This window comes from Micrococcaceae bacterium Sec5.8 (assembly GCA_039636775.1).
GTDB lineage: Bacteria > Actinomycetota > Actinomycetes > Actinomycetales > Micrococcaceae > Arthrobacter.
Genome location: CP143429.1, coordinates 654,348 through 675,802 on the forward strand (window position 1 = coordinate 654,348; position 21,455 = coordinate 675,802).

General features: G+C 67.2%; 19 protein-coding genes, 1 tRNA gene and 2 riboswitches. Of the genes, 13 read left to right on the forward strand and 7 right to left on the reverse strand.

Annotated features, from left to right (window positions below; all coding sequences use genetic code 11):
• The first annotated feature begins 5 nt into the window (after positions 1-5).
• Both VUN84_03115 and VUN84_03120 read left to right on the forward strand, forming a co-directional pair.
• On the forward strand, positions 6-713 hold the full coding sequence (locus VUN84_03115; protein XAS64680.1) for a DUF3027 domain-containing protein: 708 nt from the start codon (positions 6-8) through the stop codon (positions 711-713).
• A 44-nt stretch (positions 714-757) separates the two neighbouring features.
• Complete coding sequence (locus tag VUN84_03120) at positions 758-2,122, forward strand: MFS transporter (GenBank protein XAS65745.1); 1,365 nt, start codon at positions 758-760, stop codon at positions 2,120-2,122.
• 26 nt (positions 2,123-2,148) lie between these two features.
• Here VUN84_03120 and serC read toward each other — a convergent pair whose 3' ends face one another.
• Entirely contained in the window at positions 2,149-3,276 is a 1,128-nt protein-coding gene (serC, locus tag VUN84_03125; GenBank protein ID XAS64681.1) for a phosphoserine transaminase, read from the reverse strand.
• A 253-nt stretch (positions 3,277-3,529) separates the two neighbouring features.
• On the opposite strand from serC, the gene VUN84_03130 reads away from it, so the two are divergent.
• From VUN84_03130 to VUN84_03170, 9 genes are all read left to right on the forward strand, one after another.
• Complete coding sequence (locus VUN84_03130; GenBank protein XAS64682.1) at positions 3,530-4,228, forward strand: metal-dependent transcriptional regulator; 699 nt, start codon at positions 3,530-3,532, stop codon at positions 4,226-4,228.
• A 113-nt stretch (positions 4,229-4,341) separates the two neighbouring features.
• A riboswitch (cyclic di-AMP (ydaO/yuaA leader) is annotated at positions 4,342-4,583 on the forward strand.
• Positions 4,584-4,587: 4 nt separating this feature from the next.
• Positions 4,588-5,409, forward strand: coding sequence for a M23 family metallopeptidase (locus VUN84_03135; GenBank protein ID XAS64683.1), 822 nt, complete (start codon positions 4,588-4,590; stop codon positions 5,407-5,409).
• 147 nt (positions 5,410-5,556) lie between these two features.
• A riboswitch (cyclic di-AMP (ydaO/yuaA leader) is annotated at positions 5,557-5,716 on the forward strand.
• A 309-nt stretch (positions 5,717-6,025) separates the two neighbouring features.
• The gene (locus VUN84_03140) at positions 6,026-6,868 is read left to right on the forward strand and encodes an NlpC/P60 family protein (GenBank protein XAS64684.1); all 843 of its coding nucleotides are present in this window, start codon (positions 6,026-6,028) and stop codon (positions 6,866-6,868) included.
• A gap of 219 nt (positions 6,869-7,087) precedes the next feature.
• Entirely contained in the window at positions 7,088-7,588 is a 501-nt protein-coding gene (locus VUN84_03145; protein XAS64685.1) for an HNH endonuclease, read from the forward strand.
• 59 nt (positions 7,589-7,647) lie between these two features.
• Entirely contained in the window at positions 7,648-8,328 is a 681-nt protein-coding gene (locus VUN84_03150) for an NTP transferase domain-containing protein (protein XAS64686.1), read from the forward strand.
• Between the two features lie 21 nt (positions 8,329-8,349).
• A complete protein-coding gene (locus VUN84_03155; GenBank protein XAS64687.1) occupies positions 8,350-8,637 on the forward strand; it encodes a DUF6457 domain-containing protein in 288 nt (95 codons plus the stop codon).
• Complete coding sequence (locus VUN84_03160) at positions 8,634-10,055, forward strand: molybdopterin molybdotransferase MoeA (GenBank protein XAS64688.1); 1,422 nt, start codon at positions 8,634-8,636, stop codon at positions 10,053-10,055. Before VUN84_03155 ends, VUN84_03160 begins: the two co-directional genes overlap by 4 nt.
• A gap of 77 nt (positions 10,056-10,132) precedes the next feature.
• Positions 10,133-11,005: a formate dehydrogenase accessory sulfurtransferase FdhD gene (gene fdhD / locus VUN84_03165; protein XAS64689.1), complete on the forward strand. Its 873-nt coding sequence runs from the start codon at positions 10,133-10,135 to the stop codon at positions 11,003-11,005.
• 101 nt (positions 11,006-11,106) lie between these two features.
• Positions 11,107-14,130: a glycoside hydrolase family 38 C-terminal domain-containing protein gene (locus tag VUN84_03170; GenBank protein ID XAS64690.1), complete on the forward strand. Its 3,024-nt coding sequence runs from the start codon at positions 11,107-11,109 to the stop codon at positions 14,128-14,130.
• Between the two features lie 236 nt (positions 14,131-14,366).
• Here VUN84_03170 and VUN84_03175 read toward each other — a convergent pair whose 3' ends face one another.
• Genes VUN84_03175 through VUN84_03185 form a run of 3 tightly spaced genes read right to left on the reverse strand, consistent with a single transcriptional unit; the run spans position 14,367 to position 16,635 of the window.
• On the reverse strand, positions 14,367-15,101 hold the full coding sequence (locus VUN84_03175) for a hypothetical protein (GenBank protein XAS64691.1): 735 nt from the start codon (positions 15,099-15,101) through the stop codon (positions 14,367-14,369).
• A gap of 5 nt (positions 15,102-15,106) precedes the next feature.
• Positions 15,107-15,892 (reverse strand): hypothetical protein, encoded by a 786-nt coding sequence (locus tag VUN84_03180; protein ID XAS64692.1) that lies wholly within the window; start codon positions 15,890-15,892, stop codon positions 15,107-15,109.
• Positions 15,889-16,635: a hypothetical protein gene (locus VUN84_03185; GenBank protein ID XAS64693.1), complete on the reverse strand. Its 747-nt coding sequence runs from the start codon at positions 16,633-16,635 to the stop codon at positions 15,889-15,891. Before VUN84_03185 ends, VUN84_03180 begins: the two co-directional genes overlap by 4 nt.
• A 236-nt stretch (positions 16,636-16,871) precedes the next feature.
• Here VUN84_03185 and VUN84_03190 point away from each other — a divergent pair, with 236 nt between their 5' ends.
• Together VUN84_03190 and VUN84_03195 are read left to right on the forward strand one after the other, a co-directional pair.
• Entirely contained in the window at positions 16,872-18,542 is a 1,671-nt protein-coding gene (locus tag VUN84_03190) for an ABC-F family ATP-binding cassette domain-containing protein (GenBank protein XAS64694.1), read from the forward strand.
• Positions 18,539-20,452, forward strand: coding sequence for an ABC transporter ATP-binding protein (locus VUN84_03195; protein ID XAS64695.1), 1,914 nt, complete (start codon positions 18,539-18,541; stop codon positions 20,450-20,452). The genes VUN84_03190 and VUN84_03195 overlap by 4 nt, the downstream gene beginning before the upstream one ends.
• Here the strand turns inward: VUN84_03195 and VUN84_03200 are convergent.
• From VUN84_03200 to VUN84_03210, 3 genes are all read right to left on the reverse strand, one after another.
• Complete coding sequence (locus VUN84_03200) at positions 20,449-20,853, reverse strand: NUDIX domain-containing protein (protein XAS64696.1); 405 nt, start codon at positions 20,851-20,853, stop codon at positions 20,449-20,451. The two genes, VUN84_03195 and VUN84_03200, sit on opposite strands and share 4 nt — an antisense overlap.
• Complete coding sequence (locus VUN84_03205) at positions 20,850-21,347, reverse strand: DUF6314 family protein (GenBank protein ID XAS64697.1); 498 nt, start codon at positions 21,345-21,347, stop codon at positions 20,850-20,852. The genes VUN84_03200 and VUN84_03205 overlap by 4 nt, the downstream gene beginning before the upstream one ends.
• A gap of 1 nt (position 21,348) precedes the next feature.
• Positions 21,349-21,421, reverse strand: a tRNA-Arg gene (locus VUN84_03210).
• Between the last annotated feature and the right edge of the window lie 34 nt (positions 21,422-21,455).

Here is a 21,455-nt window from a genome sequence, read left to right on the forward strand (position 1 = left end):
CGGCGATGACTCCGGAAACTGACCAGACCGACGCCGGGGAGCAGACCGCCGCCGGGGCCGGAAATGCCGGAACGAAAGAGGGCTCCAAACCGCGTGCGGGGGTTCCCGTCTGGCGCACCGGCAAGCCTGACGTCTTCCTCGCCGACGCCGTCGACGCCGCACGTACCGCCCTTGAAGGCATCGCCCCCGCCGGGCAGATCGGCCGGCACCTGGCAGCCAAGAGTGAGGGCGACCGTCTGGTCACCCACCTCTTCGAATCTAAGCTGGCCGGTTACGGCGGGTGGCAGTGGTACGCCGTGCTGACCCGGAACTCCAGGTCCAAAGTGGTGACAGTCGACGAGCTCGGCCTGCTGCCCTCTGAGGACTCGGTCCTGGCGCCGGAGTGGATTCCCTGGGCCGAGCGGGTCCGGCCGGGAGATGAGCAGGGCGATGACATTCCTGAAGCCGCCGGCGCTGTCCCCCTGGCGGACGTGATCGAGCCCGAGCCCGCCGCCGGCGCGGATTACGAAAACGAAGACGACGACGGCTCGGCGGAAGACGATGCGCCGGAGGACGACTCCGATGACGCAGACGGCAACGCGGACGGCGCCGGCGACGAGTACGACGCCGATGACGTTGACGACGACGATAACGATGACGATAACGATGACGACTCGGAAGCGGCCGCAAGTGACGGTCCGGACGACGAGCTCCCCGCGGCACAGGCTGACTAGCGGTTGAAACCATCAGGGTCGCGGCAGAGTGAGGGCTGGAGATGATGTCCACCTTCAAGTCCCTGCATATCCTGAACTACCGGATCTGGTTCATTGGGGCAATGGTCTCGAACATCGGGACCTGGATGCAGCGCACGGCCCAGGATTGGCTGGTCTTTGACCATCTGACCGAGCATGATGCCAGCGCCATGGGGATCACGATGGCCTTGCAGCTCGGTCCCCAGCTCTTCCTCGCCCCCGTGGCCGGGCTGATGGCCGACCGCTTCAACCGCAAACAACTGCTGGTCATGACCCAGTCCGCCATGGCGCTGCTGAGCGCCGGCCTGGGTATTCTGGTGATCTCCGGCGCGGCCCAGCTCTGGCACGTCTACGGCTTTGCCCTGTTGTTGGGCCTCGTGTCCGCCCTCGATGCTCCGGTGCGCCAGACGTTCGTCTCCGAACTGGTCCACGACGAGTTCCTGCCCAATGCCGTGGCCCTGAACAGCGCCTCCTTCAATGTGGCACGGATGATCGGACCCGCAGTGGCCGGTATCCTCACGGTCGCGGTAGGGCCCGGTTGGGTCTTCCTGATTAACACCCTGACCTTTGTGGCATTGCTGCTGAGCCTGTGGAAGATTCCCACCAGTTCGCTGCGCCAGCTGCCCCGGGCCGCGCCCGGGAAAGGCCGGATCCGGGAAGGCCTGCGCTACGTGCAGTTCCGGCCGGACATCGTCGTGGTGTTGGTGGCAGTCTTTATCGTGGGGACCCTCGGACTGAACTTCGTACTGTTTATCGCGGCCATGGTCGGCACGGAGTTCGGCCTGGATGCCAGTGCGTTCGGGCTCATGAACTCCATCATGGCGATCGGCTCCGTCGCCGGTGCCTTGCTGTCCGCCGGCCGCCAAAAGCCGCGGCTGCGGATTATCTTCGGAGCTGCCGGAGCTTTCGGCGTGGCGTCCGGCGTCGCCGCATTGGCCCCCAGCTACTTCTGGTTCGGTGTGGCGCTGGTTCCGGTGGGGCTCTTCGCCATCACGATGATGACGAGCGCCAACGGGTACGTGCAAACCACCACGGACCCGGTGATGCGCGGGCGGGTGATGGCGCTCTACATGGCGATCTTCATGGGCGGTACCCCCATCGGGGCGCCGTTCGTGGGCTGGGTGGCGAATGTCGCCGGTCCACGCTGGTCCCTGGGTGTAGCTGCTGCCTCAGGCATCATCGCTGCCCTGATCGGGCTGGGGTGGATTGTTCGGGCTAAACACCTGCGGATCAGGTTCGACCGCCGGGCCCGCGGAATCCGGCATTTCCGCGTCGAGTCCGCCGGCGCGCCGGGACCAACCGGCCCGCACACCGCAGCGCCCGGGCTCGGCCGCCCCGACGCAGACGGCGCCGCCCGGGATTCCAACCCGGACGACGCCGTCGAACGCTGACGCAGCGGCATCCGGCGCGGGGCGGGCTATTTCCTCAGTTCGCCCACCACGAAGTCGATGCATTCCAGCAGAGCCGACACATCATCCGGCTCGATCGCAACGAATGTGGCGATGCGCAGCTGGTTGCGGCCGAGCTTGCGGTAGGGCTCCGTGTCCACGACGCCGTTGGCGCGGAGCACCCTGGCAATGGCCGCAGCGTCGACGGAGTCGTCGAAGTCGATCGTTGCAATCACATTGGACCGTTCCTCCGGTTTGGCCACGAACGGGGTGGCGAACTCCGAGGCCTCCGCCCAGCGGTAAATCCGCCCCGCAGAGTCTGCCGTCCGGGCCGAAGCGAAGTCCAGCCCGCCGCTTGCGTTGAGCCATTGCACCTGGGCGTCGAGGGTGACGAGGGTAGCCAACGCCGGTGTGTTGTAGGTCTGGTTCAGCCGTGAGTTGTCAATCGCCGTCTGGAGGTCCAGGAAGTCCGGTATCCAGCGGCCGCCGGCTTTGATCCCCGCCGCGCGCTCCAGCGCCGCCGGGGAAAACAAGCCCAGCCACAGGCCGCCGTCGGAAGCAAAATTCTTCTGCGGGGCGAAGTAATAGACGTCAGCCTCTGCGACGTCCACGTCCAGCCCTCCGGCCGCGGAGGTGGCGTCCACCAACACCAGGGCACCGTCGTCGGCGCCGGCCACCCGCCGCACCGGAGCCGCGACGCCGGTGGAGGTCTCGTTTTGCGGCCACGCGTAGACGTCCACGCCGTTCTCTGCCTGCGCCGCCGGGCGGGTACCGGGCTCGGACGTGATGATGGAGGACTCCGCGAGGAACGGAGCCTTGTTGGTGGCGGCAGCGAACTTCGAGCCAAACTCGCCGAAGGATAGGTGCTGTGCTTTGTTCTTCACCAGACCGAAGCTGGCAACGTCCCAGAACGCAGTTGATCCGCCGACGCCCAGGATGACCTCATAGCCTTCGGGCGCCCGGAAGAACTGGCTGAGCCCGGTCCGGACCGACCCCACAAGATGTTTGACCGGCGCCTGGCGGTGCGATGTCCCCAGCAGCGCCGACGCGGAGGCGAGGGCCTCCATCTGTTCCGGACGTACCTTGGACGGGCCGGCGCCGAACCGGCCATCCTTGGGGAGGAGGTTTGCGGGAATCGTGATGCTGGTGTCGCTCACAGTGGCTCCAATTTTCGGCTGGTACAAAGTGTGGCCCGGCAGGGTGGCTGCAGCGGAGCCTGTCGTTTCATTCTGCCTGACTGGCCCGCGGGGCAAGCAAAGCGGCCCGTCACAGTCCGGTCATTGAGATTATCCGGAGTAATTCAAATTAGACTAAGCTGGCCTGCGAACGTACGGCGGACCCGGCCAGGGCGCCAGCAGCAGGCGGTACGGTGGAAAGCACGCAGGGACGGCGCTTGAGGAGCGGAGCTGAATGACGGATCTGATCGACACAACCGAGATGTATCTCCGGACCATTCTGGAACTCGAAGAAGAGAACATCGTGGCTCTTCGCGCCCGTATTGCGGAACGGCTGCGCCACTCCGGTCCCACTGTGTCCCAGACCGTCGGCCGGATGGAGCGCGACGGGTTGGTGGTTGTCTCCGGTGACCGGCACCTTGAACTGACCGAAACCGGCCGGAGGCGGGCCATCGGAGTCATGCGCAAGCACCGGTTGGCCGAACGGCTCCTCGCAGACGTCATTGGGCTCGACTGGGCCTACGTCCATGAAGAGGCCTGCCGCTGGGAACACGTGATGAGCGAACGGGTGGAGCGGCGGATCTTCGAGTTACTCGACCACCCCACAGTCTCGCCGTACGGCAATCCGATTCCGGGACTCGTGGAGCTTGGCGGCCTGCCCTCTTCACCCTATTCCGACGGTGTGGTGAACCTGCTCGACGCCATGGCCGGCTACGGACCCGGTTCGGTGGTCAGAGTCAACCGGCTGGCGGAACCCATCCAAGTTGAACCGGAACTGCTGGTTCAGCTCGATGAGGGCGGCATCCGGCCCGGGGCGCTGATCTCGTTGGAGCGCGTCGGTGAGTACATTTCCGTGCGCGTGCCGGACATCGAGGGTGCGCTGGAACTTCCTCCCGAGGTCGCCGCCCACGTTTTCGTTACCGTCGGGTCATAACCGCCGCCCCAAGCTCGCGGACGCCCGCAGGTGGCGCACAAGCTGGGTAACGGATTTATCTCTGGACAGCTTCATCGCCTATAGTTGAAACAACCACCGATACCAAACCGTTACCTGATCCGACGCCGAGCTCTGCCAGCGGATCAGTTGCAGTATCACTTTCTGGCAGGGGCGGGGGAACCACTTTTTGGCTGTTCGACAGCCTTGGGGTGAAGTCCGTCAGCGGCAATCACGTGTCACCAGAGGACTCCGCTGGAGCCCTCTCGTGTTTGCGTGCTTGTTCCGGCGGACCGGGTCTTTGATCACTCTGACCCGAATCCGACAGCTAACTCCGCAGGCTCTCCCGAGAGGATTCGTCTTTGACCACCCAGACCGCAAGGGGCCGCCGCCGCGCGACCGGCGCCGCTCCGGAGCCGCGCCGGGCCCTTGCTGCCCCAGCCGACCGCCCGCGTGAAACGCACCGTGACGATCGCCGGGTCCGCCGCAGCGCGTTCCGCCAGGTAACGGACTTGGCCGCCGCCAGCGGCGTTGGCCAGAAGGCCGGGATTGCACTGGCCGCCACGGGATTAATCCTCACGGTGATGGTCCCGGCAACCGGACCCGTGATGGCCACAGACACCGGCACCGTGTCCGCTGCCGTCCCCGCCGCGGTCCAGCCCGCCATCACGGCCGCAGACGCAAAGATCGACTTCAACCGCAGCGCTGTCACCACCCAGAGCGATCCGGACGGGAAGCTCAAGCAACTGCTCAGCGCCCAGTCGGTCGGCTCCGTCACCCGCGCGGCTTCAACAGGAGTGCTCGGCGCGCCCCTGGACGATTTGAAAACCGCGTCGCCGTTCGGCTACCGCGTCAGCCCGATCACCGGCGGCTCCGGCGAGTTCCACCGCGGCCAGGACTACGCGGCCCAGTGCGGCACAACCGTCCACGCCGCGGCAAGCGGCACCGTGACCTTCACAGGCTGGCATCCCTACGGCGGCGGAAACCGGGTGGTGGTCGATCACGGCAACGGCCTGGAGACCACGTACAACCACCTGTCCTCCGCCAGCGTCATCGTGGGCCAGACACTCGCCCGCGGCGATGTCCTGGCGCTGAGCGGCACCACCGGTGCCTCCACCGGCTGCCACCTCCACTTCGAAGTCATGGTCAACGGCGAAGTCGTTGACCCGACCGGCTGGCTGTAGAAATCTGATGGGGTGCTCTCAAATTCTGGGAACACGCCGTGACCCGAATGTGACATTCGGTCCGCACTGCTGTACCGTTTGACCTACGCCAACTTTTCCGAAGTTGGCGCTCTTGAGTGGATTGCCTAGCTCTGCCACCGCTCAAGGTCCGTTCGCATGACATCGTCTGGCAGGGGCGGGGGAACCAATTTTGGTCTTCGCAAGAAGACCTTGGGGTTAAGTCGCAAAGCTTCCTACGGAAGCCGAGCGGCCGGGTGACTCCCATCCGAATCCGACAGCTCACCTCGCAGGCATTGGGAGAGGCTACTTTCGTGTCTTCACGCCACAATGCTGCGCTTCATCGCGCTTGCGCGGCTCCAACGAGCCCGCTGGAATCCAACGTTCGTGCCGCCCTTGCCGGCGCCCGGGCCGGATTCCGCACTGCCGACTCAATCTCTGCTGAGTCCGGCCCGCAGGCCATGCACCTGCAAGCAGTTCCCGCTTTTGGCGCGTCTTCGCAGTACACCCTTCGCTAAGTAACCCATTTCGGGGCGATCCGGCGTACCCCCAAGATGCCGGAGCGTCCTCAGCCTGCGCCCAAAAAGCGCGGACCCAGGATCACGAAAGAGAGAACTTAATGACTACTCGTGCAAACGCACGGCACCGCGGTGAGGTCACCAAGACCAACTCGCTGGCCGTTATTGCCAAGACCGTCGGCGGCAACGCCGGTGGCATGGGCCGCCAGGCCGCAGTCATCGCCGCAGCGTCGGGCCTCGTCCTGACCAGCGGTATCGCAGCCAACGCTGCTGAGACCAACGTCCAGCGCGAGTCCACGTCGGCTTCCACCTTCGACGTTCAGTCGGCCGCCCCGGCGACCATTTCCGCAGCTTCCACCATCGCGATCTCGTACGAGAAGCCGGCGGTCACCACCTCGCCGGCTCCGGTCGTCGAGGCCCCGAAGCCCGTCGTGAAGGTCCAGGAAGCCCCCGTTGCCCCGGTGGCCGCCGCCGTCGCAGCCGCTCCCGCCGTCGCAGCGGCTCCCGCTGCCAAGGCCGCCCCCGCCGCCAAGGCTGCCCCCGCCGCTACCCGCACCGCAGCAGCTGCCCCCGCCGCGGCCCCGGCCGCTACCCGGGCACCGGCCGCAGCCAGCGGCAAGGGCGCCACCATCGCTGCCGCTGCCTACGCCCAGCTCGGCGTTGGCCAGGATTGCACCGCACTTGCCACGAACGCGCTGGCCGCTGCGGGTATCAACTACCACGGCTGGCCGGCAGGGTACCTGTCCCTCGGCCGCACGGTAAGCGCTGCCGAGGCACAGCCGGGCGACCTCGCCTACTACCAGAACGGTGGCTCCGGCATGGCCCACATCGCTGTCTACGTCGGCAATGGCCGGGCAGTTCACGGCGGCTGGAACGGTGGAACCACCTCCCTGCAGAGCGTCAACGTCGGCTCCGGCCCCGTCTTCATCCGCGTCGGCGGCTAAGTAGCTCTGAAGCAACGCACAGGACCCTTGCCATTGTGGCGGGGGTCTTTTGCGTTGCATTGAACAATCCGGCCTTCGAACGGGGTCACTGCCGGGAAAAAACATTCGGCGAATTGCCATGTCCGTGTTTACTCTTATTTAGTCGATCCATAGCCCGACCATGCAGAGGGCAGCCGGCCCTCGTGCCCCTGGCGGGTGCGGCCGTGAAGAGGTATGCGGATGCGCACTCTTGTACTGAATGCTGGATATGAACCGCTGGCGGTTGTAACCTTCCGCCGGGCGCTGGTCCTTGTGCTGACGGGTAAGGCCAGTGTTGTCGCGGAAGGTGAGGATCCCGTCGTCGGGCCGCAGGACGTCCTGGGTCGGCCTTCAGTGATCCTCCTTCATCGCTACATCAGGCCCCGGTACAACACCGCGACGGCGGTGAGCCGCCGGGGAGTGCTGCGCCGGGACGGGCACCGCTGCGCGTACTGCGGCAAAGCCGCCCACACCATCGACCACGTCCAGCCCAAATCCCGGGGCGGGGCGGACTCGTGGGAAAACCTCGTCGCTGCCTGCCTGCGGTGCAACAACGCCAAGGGCGACCACACTCCGGCGGAAATGGGGTGGAAGCTCAGCTTCTGCCCCGCGCCCCCCAAGGGCACCACCTGGCAGATCAAGGAGTTGGAGAAGCCGACGCCCGCATGGGACCCGTTCCTGCTGCCGGAATCCGCCGCCTGACTCCGGCGCGTACCTCCGCGGTCCGGGCCGCCAGGCCGGGACCGCGCTAGGCTGGAGTGGTGGACTTCGATGCTGTCATTCTCTCCGGGGGCCGGTCATCCCGGCTGGGAGGCGTTCCCAAATCCGGACTGACCCGCGGCGGCGCCACCCTCCTGGAGTTGGCGTTGCGGACGGCGCGCGGTGCCCTGGCCATCGCCGTGGTCGGGCCAGACCCGGGCATGCTGCCGGCCGGTGTGCTGAGCTGCCGCGAAGATCCACCCTTCGCAGGTCCCGCTGCGGCCGTCGCCGCCGGACTCGACGCCCTGGAACGCCATCATGGCCAGGATCCCCGGGAGGGCGGGGCCGCCCCCTACACCCTTGTCCTCGCCGTCGACATGCCCCGGGCGGAGTCCGCCGTCCAAGCGCTGCTGGCCGCGGCCGCGGAGGCGGCGGGCGGGGACGGGCTGATGGCGGTGTCGACGGACGGACGCCGGCAGCCACTGTCAGGGCTATATAGCACGGCTGCGCTACAGCGGGCGGTGGCCGGTGCCCGGCAAGGCGGCGCACTGGAGAATGCCTCCATATTCGGCCTTCTTGCTAGGCTGGAGGTGCGCGACGTCAGCGTTCCGGACGGGTCCACCGATGATGTGGATACATGGGACGATGCCGCCGCCTTAGGGGTGTGCGACCCGCCCGGAAGGCAGGGCCGGGCCGGCATCGGCCGTTCCGTCCCAGGCGCCGGCCCGGGACTCCCCAGCTGAACTCGACCTTGGAGGCAAACGGTGAAAAGCCAGGATGAAACATTGGAAGACTGGTGCCGCGCTTTGCTTCAGGCGCTGGAACTGGACGACGTCGACGTCGACGTCGACGCGGTCCTTTCCCTGGCAGGCGTGGCAGCGCACTCGATAGTGCGCCCGGCTGCCCCTCTGACGACTTTCATCGCCGGCTTCGCCGCCGGCCTTGCCTCCGGCTCCGGCCAGGCGAGCGATGCCGTCTCGATGCAGGCCGCCATGGCCGTGGCCCGCCGACTTGCCAAGGACTACGCAGCCCCCGAAGCCCCGGGAGCATGACAGCTGCGCCTCCACACAGCGGTGCAGCTGCCCGGCCGGCAATCGGTCCGTCGGCGGTGCCGGGTGACACCGAACCCACGGCGCACCGGCATCTCGCGCACACCTGGCTCGAAGCCAGGCAGCTCGCCTTCGATTGCGCCACGCCCATTCCCGCCGCGCCCGTGGTCCTCCGCGCGGCTTTGGGGCGCGTCCTCGCCGCTGACGTGGAAGCGCTCGTCGAGATGCCGCATTACGCTTCCTCCGCCATGGACGGATGGGCGGTCAACGGCAGCGGACCCTGGATCCTCGCAGAACCCGGCCAGCGGTTGGCTCCCCACCAGGCCAGCCCGATCGTCACCGGCGGGCTGATCCCCTCCGGGGCGAAAGCCGTGCTGCGCAGCGAAAGCGGCCTGATTGCCGCCGACGAGGACGGGTTGCCCGTCCTAAAGCTCGCTGGCGCTGCCAAGCCCGGCGAGCCCCGAAACGGTGAACACATTCGAAAAGCCGCGGAGGAAGCCGCCGCCGGCGACGTGCTGATGAGGAGCGGGGCCCGGCTCAACCCGGCGCACGTGGCCCTCGCCGCCCTGGCCGGCCACGACACGGTCCCGGTCCTGGGCAAACCCGTGGTCCGGCTGGTGTTGACCGGATCCGAGGTGGTCTCCGCGGGAATCCCGCAGCCAGGCCAGGTGCGCGACACCTTCGGTCCCCAGCTCGGGGCGGTGGTGGAAATGCTCGGCGGCACCTGTGCGGGCGAAGTGAAAATCGGCGACAGCTACGCAGCATGGCTCTCTGCCCTGGCGGACATCGACCCGGCGGAGGACAGCGGAGAGTTTCCCGGCGGATCCGGCGCTGAGCCGTTGCCCGCCGACGTCGTCATCACCACGGGCGGCACCGGACTGTCCGGAACTGACCACCTGCGGCGTTCGGTGGCCGAGCTCGGCGGCCGCCTGCTGATCGATGGGATCGCCATGCGCCCTGGCCACCCAGCCGTGCTGGCTGAACTGCCGGACGGCAGGTTCATCATCGGATTGCCGGGCAACCCGCTCGCTGCCATGATGGCACTGTCAACTATCGGTGCACCGCTCTTGGCCGCGCTGGGGCACCGGCCCCTGCCGCCCGTCACGGATGTCCCGTGCGGCTCCATCATCGGCCCCCTCCCCGGCCGGACCCGATTAATGCCGTTCCGGCTTGTCTACGGGATGGCCTCGCCGGCGCAACATACCGGTTCGGGCATGATGCGCGGGCTGGCCGCAGCCGACGGCGTCCTCGTTGTCCCGCCGCACGGGGTTCAGCTGGGAGAACCGGTTCCCGCCTTCGCCCTTCCCTGGGGTGCGCCGCTGCCGGAGTCGGCGGTGAGGAAAGAACCCGCACCCAAACGAACGTCCCGCAAGTCCGCCGGTTCCGGCGGCCCTGTGGACTGGAGTGCGCTGCTGGGCTGAAAACCCGGACCCGAACGTGCACTGGCCACCCGGCCCAGTGCTTGCCAGAATGAAACTATGTTGGTTAGGAGTACCTGATGGGCCGCGTCACGCAGCGCCGCAAGGTGCACAAATATGTCCTGGACGGATCCCCCCAGGCCCTGGAGTTCCCGGTCCGCCACCGTGAAGACGTGCTCGCCGTTGAGGAGCCACTGGAAATTCGAATTGGCAGCATGCAATTCTCCGTCACCATGCGGACTCCGGGGCACGACTTTGACCTCGTAGCGGGTTTCCTCGTCTCCGAAGGCGTCATCTGGCACCCCGAACAACTCCTCTCGCTACGGTTTTGCGCAGGAGAGGACGAGGACGGCGTCCAGACGTTCAACGTCGTGGAAGCCCAGCTAAGGCCCGACGTCGTCCGCCCGGAAACGGGGCGGAACGTCTACACTTCGAGCTCGTGCGGCATCTGCGGCACGGACTCCATCGAGGCCGTCCACAAGTCTTCGCATTACAGCCCGGCGGAGGACCCGCTGGTGGTCCCCGTGGCCACCCTCGCGGCCCTTCCGGACCAGCTGCGGGAAGCCCAGGCCGTCTTTGACGTCACCGGCGGCGTGCATGCCGCGGGTCTGTTCCGCACGGCGGACGACGGCTCCGCCGAACTCCTCTGCCTGCGTGAGGACGTGGGCCGCCACAACGCCGTGGACAAGGTGGTGGGCTGGGCATTGCGCGAGGGCCTCCTGCCGCTGCGCGGAACCGTGCTGCAGGTTTCCGGACGGGCATCGTTCGAATTGGTCCAGAAGGCCGCACTGGCCGGGATTCCCGTGCTGGCCGCCGTGAGCGCGCCGTCGAGCCTGGCCGTCGAGCTCGCCGAGGCCAGAGGCATCACGCTGGCCGGCTTCAGCCGCCGCACGTCCCTGAACGTGTACGCTGGCGCCCACCGCATAGCGGCGCCCGCTCCGGTGCAGCGGTAATGTCGGCGGTTCGCAGCTTGGCTTGGGGCTGACGACGACGTAGATTTTAGCCATCGATTGGATGCATTTCGGCCATCCACGCCAGCGCTAAGAGGACCACATTGCATGACGACCGCCGGCTTACGGAAATCCGCCTAGACCGCTTCGTCCGCGAACGCCTGGTCCCTGCGATCTATCCGCGCAGCGTGCCGCTGACCCTGAGCAGCTGGGACGCCCCGGGCGAGCCGGTTCCCGCGCTGGAGGCACTCCAGCAGGAGTTCACGCCGCAAGAGCACGGAGCGGCCTGGGGTAAGCCCTGGAGCACCAGGTGGTTGCGGCTCCAGGGTCAGGTTCCGGACTCGTGGGGCACCGCAGCGGACACCTCCGTGGAAGTGATCGTGGACCTGGGATTCAGCAGCGATCTTCCTGGCTTCCAGTGCGAAGGTATCGCCTGGCGGCCGGACGGGACCATCATTAAGGCCATCTCGCCCCGGAACCAGTACGTCCCGCTCAAGCTCCTGGGCAGCGGGATGTCCATCGACTTCTACGTCGAGGCGGCCGCCAACCCCGACCTGTCCCAGGGCTGGACATTCGCGGCCACCCCCTACGGTGACAAGGCGACCTCGGGTGAGGACCCGAAGTACCGGTTCGGCAGGATTGTCATCGCCGAACTCGACCAAACCGTGTGGGAACTGCACCAGGACGTGTGGACCCTTACCGGCCTCATGCACGAACTGCCGATGGAGCTGCCCCGCCGGCATGAGATCCTGCGCGCGCTGGAACGGATGCTGGACATTCTGGATCCTGAGGACGTGGCGGGCACAGCGTCCGCGGGGCGCGAGGCGTTGGCGGGGGTGCTGGCCCGGCCGGCCTATGCCTCAGCCCATCGCCTGCTCGCCACCGGCCACGCCCATATTGACTCCGCCTGGCTCTGGCCCGTCCGCGAAACCGTCCGCAAGTGCGCCCGCACGTTTTCCAACGTCATCGCCCTGATGGACGAGGACCCCGACTTCGTCTTCTCCTGCTCCTCGGCCCAGCAGCTGGCCTGGATCAAAGAGCTGTACCCGGAGCTCTTCGGGCGGATCCGGGAAAAGGTCGCGACGGGCCAGTTCGTTCCCGTCGGCGGCATGTGGGTGGAGTCCGACACGAACATGCCCGGCGGCGAGGCCATGGCACGCCAGTTCCTGGAGGGCAAGAGCTTCTTCCTGACTGAATTCGGGATCGACTGCGAGGAAGCCTGGCTCCCGGACACCTTCGGCTATTCGGCTGCCATGCCCCAGATCGTCAAGGCTGCCGGCAGCAAATGGTTCCTGACGCAGAAGATCTCCTGGAACCAGGTGAACCGGATGCCGCACCACACGTTCAACTGGGAAGGGATTGACGGCACCCGGTTATTTACGCACTTCCCGCCGGTGGACAGCTACAATTCCGAACTCAGCGGCCGCGAACTGGCCCACGCCGAGCGGAACTACCGGGACCATGGCCGCGGCACCACCTCGCTGGTCCCGTTCGGCTATGGAGACGGCGGCGGCGGACCCACGCGCGAGATGCTTGCCGCAGCGCGCCGCACCGCAGACCTGGAGGGCTCTCCGAAAGTGGAACTCGGCTCGGCCGCCACCTTCTTCACCCGGGCCGAGGCCGACTACGACGCCCTCCCGGTCTGGGTCGGTGAGATGTACCTCGAACTGCACCGCGGCACGTACACCAGCCAGGCAAAAACAAAACGCGGCAACCGCCGCAGCGAGCACCTTCTGCGGGAGGCTGAGCTGTGGTGCGCCACGGCCGCCGTCCGGGCCGGCTACCCGTACCCGGCCGCCGCGCTCAAGCGGCTCTGGCGACTGGTCCTCCTGCAGCAGTTCCACGACATCCTTCCCGGCAGTTCCATCGCCTGGGTTCACCAGGACGCCGAGCGCAATTACGCCGCCGTGGGCCAACAGCTTGAGGCGATCATCGCCGACGCCGGCAGTGCCTTGCTGGGCGCCGGGGACACCGACTTCCTCCTCAACGCCGCACCGCACAGCCGCTGCGGCGTTCCTGCCCTGGCGGCAGCCGCTCCGGTTGCCACCGCACCGGCGGCGCTGGCCACCATCGCTGCCGGCAGCTTCATCCTGGACAACGGCATCATCCGCGCCGTCGTCAATGCCGACGGTCTGCTGGAATCTCTCGTTGACTACGCCAGCGGCCGGGAGGCGATTGCTCCCGGACAGTTCGGCAACCTGCTTGAACTTCACCGCGACACCCCGAACGAGTGGGACGCCTGGGACATTGACGCTTTCTACCGCCGCAACGTCGTCGCGCTGACCGACGCCCGCTCGGTGAGCCTGGAAGCCGGCGGAAGGGACGCCGTCGTGGTGGTGGAACGGCTGACCGGGTCCTCCACGGTCACCCAGCGGATCACGCTTGCGGCCGGCGCCGCCTCCCTGGCGATTTCGACAGTGGTTGACTGGCAGGAGAGCCAGAAGCTGCTCAAACTCGGGTTCGCCCTCGACGTCCGCGCGGACCGGTCAGCGTCGGAGACCCAGTTCGGCCACGTGTTCCGTCCGACCCATCTCAACACGTCCTGGGAAACGGCCAAGTTCGAGATCTGCGCCCATCGGTGGATCCAGGTCGCCGAGCCGGGCTACGGGGTGGCCATTTCGAATTCAGCGACCTACGGCCACGACGTCACCCGGAACATTCGGGAGGACGACGGCGGAACCACCACCACTGTTCGGCTCTCACTGCTGCGGGCGCCCACGTTCCCGGACCCCGGTGCGGACCGCGGCCGTCAGGAGCTGGACGTCACCATCCGGCCCGGTGCCAGCATCGCCGATGCCGTCGAGGAGGGGTACCGGACAAACCTCGCACCCCGGCTACTCAAGGGCGGGCACGGGGCGGAGCCGCTCATTGCGGTGTCCAACCCGGCTCTCGTTGTTGAGGCCGTGAAGCTCGCCGAGGACGGCTCCGGGGACGTGATCGTTCGGGTTTACGAATCGCTGGGGGAGCGCTCCACCGGGCGCGTCACCGCCGATTTCGCGGTCACCGGCATCCGCAGCGTGGATCTGCTGGAGCGCGCTACGGCAGTTCCCGGGGTGGTGGTGGAAGGGAACTCGGCTGTCATGGCGCTGCGGCCTTTCCAGCTGGTGACCTTGAGGTTTGTGCGCTGAGGTACGTTCCGAAGGATGCCCTTCCCGGGTTCCGGCGCGGACGGCACGCCCGGCCCAGCCGCAGTCCGGGCCGTTAAACAGGCTGAGTGGGAGCGGTCCTTGCGGACCGCTACCACTCATCCCCCCAATGGCGTTTGGGCGGCTGCCTGGCTCCGCACGGATCGTTCCCGTCCACGAAGTGATTGCCGCTTTCACACATTCATGATTCTCTCACGGTCTAATGATTTTGTGAATGCCTAACGCTGCCTGTCACCGAATGTTGCCTGAGTGTTACTAGATTTAGTGACCAGCCCGGAGAACCAGAAGAGGGCGAGGCCAACGACGTACCCCAGCACCGCGCCGTAATTGAGGAAGTCCTGCGCCGCGGACCAGGCCGCAGGTCCCAGTGACGCCGGAAGGCTCAGGACGGCGAAGCAAACGCCGAGCAGCACGGTGAGTGCGCCGGCCCGGACCAGGCGCGGCAGCCGGCCCCTGAAGGCTGCCAGCAGGGGTGGTATCAGGACCAGGGAGACATAGGCGGGATACGTTCGGCCGGCAGCGGCATAGAGAGATGCCAGGGCGGGGTTTCCGGCGCCGCCCGACGACCAGTCCTGCACCCCGGCCCGTGGCCCGTACACGAGGAAGAACGTTACCGTCACGGCCAGGCAACTCAGCCCCAGCGCCCACCAGCCGAGGCCTCCGGTGATGAGGCTGTGCTCCCGGGCAGCGCCCAGGCCCCGGGTGAGGCGACTGCCCACCAGCAGGACCGTCGCGAAGACGGTGTAGCGCAGGATCAGGCTCGTGACATCCTTGCCTCCGAGCGCACCATCCACCACTGCATAAAGCTCGGACACGGCGAGCAGGCTGCACAGCGTGGCCAGGAGAAGGATCCCGAACACGGTCCGGTTCCGGCCGCGCACTGCGTCCGGCAGCCGCAGGAGAAGCGCCGCGCAGCACACCGCCAGCGTTGCCCACTCCAGGGGTGAGGTCATGAGGTCTATGCCCGTCGCTTCGCTGCGGCGCCTGCTTGATCTGTGTCCAGGCCGGTCGAAGAAGCCAGGGATGGCGCGCGGCGGGACGATCGCTTGGCCAACAGACCAGAGATCCAGACGCAGGCGAGTCCCAGCGCGAGGGATAGGACCGAAGCATAATTGATGATGTACTCCAGATAGCCGAGGTTTCCGGGAATCAGGGGGTACAAGGATCCGACCGCCATCGCAGCAAAGGCGATGGTCAGCAATAGGGCTCCGAACCGGATTGCGGCGGGCAGCCGCTGACTGACGGCCTGGTAGGTGGCAGGCAGGATGCAGGCCGCCACATAGGACGGGTACAGCCGCCCCGTCGCTGCGTACCACTCGATGAGTGCCGCGTTCCGAGGGCTCCGCGCGGGCAGCGTCGTTAGCCCGGTGGCGGTCCCTGCGGTGTCGGCCAGCAGGAAGAGCACGAAAGTGGCGGCGCCCACGGCGGCCAGAACCGCCAGTCCCGTGGGGCCGGCAATAAACCGGATGCTGTTCGCCGCATTGAACGCCCTGGCGATCCGGTACCCGGCCAGCAGCACCGTCGCATAAATAACAAAGCGAAGGATCAGGTTCGTGTAGTTAGCGGACCCCAGCCAGGTATCGATGGCAACATACATGGGATCGATGCTGAGCAGAACTGCAACCGCCGAGAGCAGGAAGATGCCGAAGATTGACCGGTTTTCACCCCGAATCGCGCTTGGAATCCGGGCGATCGCGGCGAGAGCGCAGACCGCCAATGTGGTCCACTGCAGGATCGCGATCATCCGAGGTTCTCCAATATTGTCTTGGTTTGTTCGTTTTCCTGCTCCTGGCGGCGCAGGAATCTGCCCAGGGACTGTAGCCGCTCGCCGGCCAAGGCTGTAAGTTCGCCGTCCGACAGGGCATCCAGGGCGGCCTGCTTCGCCCCAGGGTGCCACCCGGCCTCGGCTTCGGAAATCAGACCGGTGGCGACCAGCCCGCCGGTAAATCCCACACCGGCGGCGCGGGAGGTGGCGACCGCCAGCTCCGCCGAGAGCCGGTTTGCGGTTAATTGAGCCGAATAGTTCTGCGGCGCGACCCCGGTGGCCGCGGACACCCGGTGCCGCAACTCGCCGTCGTCGATCGCGTCCACCCAGTTCCGGACCGAGGTGGCGTGCGGTGCGGGGCCAAGCGCCGGGGTCCGGGAGCTGCTTTCATCGCCAAAGCCGCCGTACGCCGGGGATGAACGGGAAATGACCGCGCGCAGCAGGTCCATGGTAGCGATCTGGCTCACCAGCTCGGCGGCAGTGGGTGGCCGCGGCTGGCCGGCCAGCTCCGGGTAACTCTCGAATGATCCGAGGTCTGCCAGCGGGCTTCGGTGCAGGGCCCGGCTGATGCTGACAAGGGTAATCTCTGCGACCTTCCCGCGAACCAGCTGCTGGGCGAGCGTGGTGCGTTTGATGCCGGAAATCCTGCAGATATCGGCTGTGCTCGCGGCGGGGGCGACCCGGTGGAGCCAGGCTTGAAACGCCTTGGCGGATAAGGGCATTAATGGCTTCCTGCGGAGTCGAATGGAAGTGCGGCTGGGGTGGTGCCGAGTGCGTGGGGTGCATTGATTTTACCCGAGGTGCTTCTTCAATTATGCTAAGTGTTCGAACCCGCTGGTCCGTACACCCCCCAAGTCCGGACCAGCGGGTTCTTTCATGCCCGGAACCCGGTGGTTGCCAGAACCGGCAACCCCCACCCGTGGCTGGCCGTAACGGGCCGCGGTGAGAGAATGGATCAATGACTGCAACCCTTGTTGCCAAGGACCTCTCCGGTGGCCACGACCACCGCACACTTTTTTCAAAACTCTCCCTGACGGTTGCGCCCGGCGACGTCGTCGGCGTCGTGGGAGCCAACGGCGCGGGCAAGTCCACCCTGCTCCGGCTGCTGGCCGGCGTCGATGAGCCGCAGGAAGGCACCGTCAGCCTGGCCCCGGCGGACGCGTTCGTGGGCTGGCTGCCCCAGGAACACGAACGGATCACCGGTGAAACGGTGGGCGGATACATCGCGAGGCGCACCGGCTGCGCCCAGGCCACCCTTGACATGGAATCCGCGGCGGAGGCCCTGGGCGGCGGCGCTCCCGGCTCCGACGACGCCTACTCCCTCGCGTTCGACCGCTGGATGGCCTCCGGCGCCGCGGACCTGGACGAACGCGTCCCGGCCGTCCTGGCAGACCTCGGCCTGGAAGTGGGCCAGGACGCCGAGATGACGGGGCTCTCCGGCGGCCAGGCAGCCCGCGTGGCGCTCGCGGCATTGCTGCTTAGCCGCTTCGACATTGTGCTCCTGGACGAACCCACGAACGATCTCGACCTCAGTGGACTGGCCAAACTCGAGTCCTTCGTGCAGGGGCTCCGCGGCGGCGTCGTGCTGGTCTCCCATGACCGTGAGTTCCTCGCCCGCTGCGTGAGCACCATCGTGGAACTGGACCTCGCGCAGAATTCCGTCGCTGTCTACGACGGCGGCTACGAGGCCTACCTGGAGGAACGGGCCGTCGCGCGCCGGCATGCCCGGGAACGCTACGAGGAGTTCGCCAACACCAAGGCCGATCTCGTCTCGCGCGCCCGGACCCAGCGGGAGTGGAGCTCCCAGGGGGTCCGGAACGCCATGAAGAAAAACCCGGACAATGACAAGATCCGCCGCGCGGCCAGCACCGAGTCCTCGGAAAAGCAGGGCCAGAAGGTCCGCCAAATGGAATCCCGCATCGCCCGGCTCGACGAGGTCGAAGAACCCCGCAAGGAATGGCAACTGCAGTTCACCATCGGGGCGGCCCCCCGTTCCAGCGCCGTCGTGGCGACACTCCGCGACGCCGTACTCCAGCAGGGGGACTTCACGCTGGGACCGGTGAATCTGCAGCTCAACGCCGGAGAACGGATAGGGATCACCGGGCCCAACGGCGCCGGCAAATCCACCCTGCTGCGCCTGCTGCTGGGCATCCAGCGGCCCGACTCGGGGGATGCGTCCATGGGCGCCTCCGTCGCGGTCGGCGAGATCGACCAGGCCCGCGGGCTGCTGGCCGGCGGGTTAAAACTCGCCGACGCCGTCGAAGCCGTCCTGACGGACCAGACCCCTGCTGAGGTCCGGACCCTGCTGGCAAAGTTCGGCCTCAAGGCAGACCACACCTCACGCCCGGTCGACTCGTTGTCGCCGGGGGAGCGGACCCGCGCCGCGCTTGCCCTGTTGCAGGCCCGCGGCGTGAACCTGCTGGTGCTCGACGAACCCACCAACCACCTGGATCTCCCCGCGATCGAGCAGCTGGAAGAAGCCCTGGAACACTACGAGGGCGCCCTGCTGCTCGTCACGCACGACCGCCGGCTCCTGGAAAACGTACGTCTTGACGCACGCTGGAACGTCGAACACGGCGTCGTCACCGAACTGCTGGGCCACACCGCCCCGAAAGGCAACAACGCATGAGCATGGACCGGGTAGCCTGGAGCTCCCTTTACAACATCACCCGCGCCTCGTCCGGCTCCAAGCCGTTCTCCAAGGCGACGCTCAAGCGGGTCTTCAGCTTCGCGCGCCCGCACAAGACGCAACTGATCGCTTTTGTGCTGCTCTCGATCGTGATGGCTGTTCTGGCCGTCGCCACGCCCGTCCTCGCCGGCCAGGTGGTTGACGCGATCATCGCCAAAGCGGGCACCGGGACGGTGGTGTGGCTGGCCGTGCTGATCGCTATTGTGGCGGTGGCCGAGGCCGGGTTGGGACTGGTGACCCGCTGGCTCTCCTCCACGATCGGTGAAGGCGTGATTGTGGACCTGCGGACCAAGGTCTTCGACCACGTGCAGAAGATGCCCATCGCCTTCTTCACCCGCACCCGCACCGGCGCCCTCGTGAGCCGGTTGAACAATGACGTGATCGGCGCGCAGTCCGCTTTCGCCGGAACCCTGTCCGGCGTGGTGAGCAACGTGGTGGCCCTGGCCCTGACCCTCGTGGTGATGCTGGGCAAGTCCTGGCTCATCACCGTGCTCGCCATGATTCTGCTGCCGATCTTCCTGATTCCGGCCCGCCGGATGGGCTCCAAGCTCGCCGACCTGCGCCGTGAGGCCGCCGAGCACAACGCCTCGATGGGCACCCAGATGACGGAGCGTTTCTCCGCCCCCGGCGCCACCCTGGTGAAACTCTTCGGCCGCCCCGACGAGGAATCCCGCGAGTTCGCCCTCCGCGCCGGACGCGTCCGGGACATCGGCATCCGCACCGCCATGCTGCAATTCACCTTCGTCACGGCACTGACGCTCGTCTCCGCCCTGGCCCTTGCCCTGGTCTACGGGCTCGGCGGTTTCCTGGCGCTGCAGGGCCAGCTGGCGGCCGGCGACGTCGTGGTGCTGGCGCTGCTGCTCACCCGCCTCTACGCCCCGCTCACCGCGCTCTCCAGCGCCCGGGTGGAGATCATGAGCGCCCTTGTCAGCTTCGAGCGGGTCTTTGAAGTCCTGGACCTCAAACCCCTCATTCAGCAAAAACCCGATGCGGTCTCATCCCCGGCCGGACCTCTTGCCGTGGAGTTCGACGACGTCCGCTTCTCCTACCCTGCCGCGGACAAAGTCTCTCTCGCATCGCTGGAGGACGTGTCCACGCTGGACACCCGCGGCGGCGAGGAGGTGCTGCACGGCATCAGCTTCCGGGTGGAGCCGGGACAGACCGTCGCCCTGGTCGGATCCTCCGGCGCCGGCAAGTCCACCATTGCCCAGCTCCTCTCACGCCTGTACGACGTCGACTCCGGCGCCGTGCGCTTCGGCGGGACCACAGCCGGAACCGGCGTGGACGTCCGGGACCTCACCTTCGACTCGATGCGGCAAAGCCTGGGCATGGTGACCCAGGACGGGCACCTGTTCCACGAGAGCATCGCCTCCAACCTGCGCCTGGCCCGCCCGGAAGCAACCGAGGATCTGATGTGGGACGTGCTGCGCCAAGCCCGGCTCGAAGACATGATCCGTTCCCTCCCGGACGGCCTGGACACGGTGGTGGGGGAGCGCGGGTACCGGCTGTCCGGCGGTGAACGCCAGCGCCTTACCATCGCCCGGCTGCTCATTGCCCAGCCGAGGATCGTGATCCTGGACGAAGCCACCGCAGCCCTGGACTCCACCAATGAGGCAGCTGTCCAGGAAGCGCTGGGCGCCGCACTCGAGGGCCGCACGGCAGTCGTGATTGCCCACCGGCTGTCAACGATCCGCGCCGCGGACGCCATCCTGGTGGTGGAGGACGGCAGCATCGTTGAACGCGGAACCCACCCGGAGTTGCTGGCCGCAGAGGGCCGCTATGCGGAGCTGTACCGGACCCAGTTCGCCGAGGCCAGCGCCGCGGCGGACCAGGCCGTGCCCGGGCTCTAACCGGAGCGGCCCCACAGGGCCGGCAGGACGTGGTCGGTGAGCAGCGGGGCGAGGTCGCCGGGCAGGTCCGCGGCCAGGTCCAGCCAGCGGATCTCGGCGATTTCCGCGGACGGCCGGGCGTCCCAGACGCCCGGGGCTGTGAAGACTGTCGCCTGGATCTGCGTTGCGGCCTCATTCGCGGCGTCCGCGAACCAGAGCCCCAGGAACACGAGATCATTGGCCGGGAGCACGATTCCGACTTCCTCCGCGAGTTCCCTCGCGGCTGTCTGGGCGGGGGTCTCACCCGGCTCCGGTTTGCCGCCGGGGTGCATGAACTTGTCCGTACCCCGTTTGCGGACGGTGAGGAGCCGGCCTGCCTGGTCAAAGACGCAGACGGCGGAGACGACAATGAGCGGGTTCACGACGGCCGGTCCGTGGCGCGCCGCAGGACTGAGGTAAGCAGTTGGTCCTTGGCCGGACCGGTGACATCCCACTGGTAGCGGAAACCGTCCCGGCCCGTTTTCGTGTAGTTCACGCGGTAGGTGTCCGGATCGCACCAGTGCCGGGCCTGGCTGTTCTGCGGGCCGAAGCCCATGCGGTGGAACGGCCGTCCGTCGGCGAAGAGCATGTCCATCGTGTCCGCCGCGCCCGTGGGCCGCAGCAGGTACTCGCGGCTGGCCGGGCCGGTGAAGGGGGCGGACGCCGGTCCGCCGGGTACGGAGGCCCAGGACACGGTGCCTTCTTCGCGGAAGTGGAGGCCGCCGTCGTCCTCCGTTGGGGTCAACCGCACGACGCCGGTGAACGTTCCCCGGGTGCCGGTGCTCCGGTCCAGCAGCGTCCGCTCCACTTTCCAGTTGCCCAGCAGGTAAGCGCGGAGGTCGAAATCGGGTGCGTGGTCCGGGGGCTGGGGGTTCAAGTGCCCTCGATTGGAATCGAACCAACGACACCGGCTTTAGGAGAGCCGTGCTCTATCCACTGAGCTACGAGGGCGGGCGTCCGAGCCGGCCGGCCGGGGCCGGTCCGT

What these genes read in the sequence shown, in the direction of transcription:
- VUN84_03160 (XAS64688.1), top strand. Translation starts at nt 8,634, where the DNA reads ATGACAGCTGCGCCTCCACACAGCGGTGCAGCTGCCCGGCCGGCAATC.
- VUN84_03185 (XAS64693.1), bottom strand. Translation starts at nt 16,635, where the DNA reads ATGCCCTTATCCGCCAAGGCGTTTCAAGCCTGGCTCCACCGGGTCGCC.
- VUN84_03120 (XAS65745.1), top strand. Translation starts at nt 758, where the DNA reads ATGTCCACCTTCAAGTCCCTGCATATCCTGAACTACCGGATCTGGTTC.
- VUN84_03115 (XAS64680.1), top strand. Translation starts at nt 6, where the DNA reads ATGACTCCGGAAACTGACCAGACCGACGCCGGGGAGCAGACCGCCGCC.
- VUN84_03175 (XAS64691.1), bottom strand. Translation starts at nt 15,101, where the DNA reads ATGACCTCACCCCTGGAGTGGGCAACGCTGGCGGTGTGCTGCGCGGCG.
- fdhD (XAS64689.1), top strand. Translation starts at nt 10,133, where the DNA reads ATGGGCCGCGTCACGCAGCGCCGCAAGGTGCACAAATATGTCCTGGAC.
- VUN84_03190 (XAS64694.1), top strand. Translation starts at nt 16,872, where the DNA reads ATGACTGCAACCCTTGTTGCCAAGGACCTCTCCGGTGGCCACGACCAC.
- VUN84_03140 (XAS64684.1), top strand. Translation starts at nt 6,026, where the DNA reads ATGACTACTCGTGCAAACGCACGGCACCGCGGTGAGGTCACCAAGACC.
- VUN84_03145 (XAS64685.1), top strand. Translation starts at nt 7,088, where the DNA reads ATGCGCACTCTTGTACTGAATGCTGGATATGAACCGCTGGCGGTTGTA.
- VUN84_03130 (XAS64682.1), top strand. Translation starts at nt 3,530, where the DNA reads ATGACGGATCTGATCGACACAACCGAGATGTATCTCCGGACCATTCTG.
- VUN84_03180 (XAS64692.1), bottom strand. Translation starts at nt 15,892, where the DNA reads ATGATCGCGATCCTGCAGTGGACCACATTGGCGGTCTGCGCTCTCGCC.
- VUN84_03195 (XAS64695.1), top strand. Translation starts at nt 18,539, where the DNA reads ATGAGCATGGACCGGGTAGCCTGGAGCTCCCTTTACAACATCACCCGC.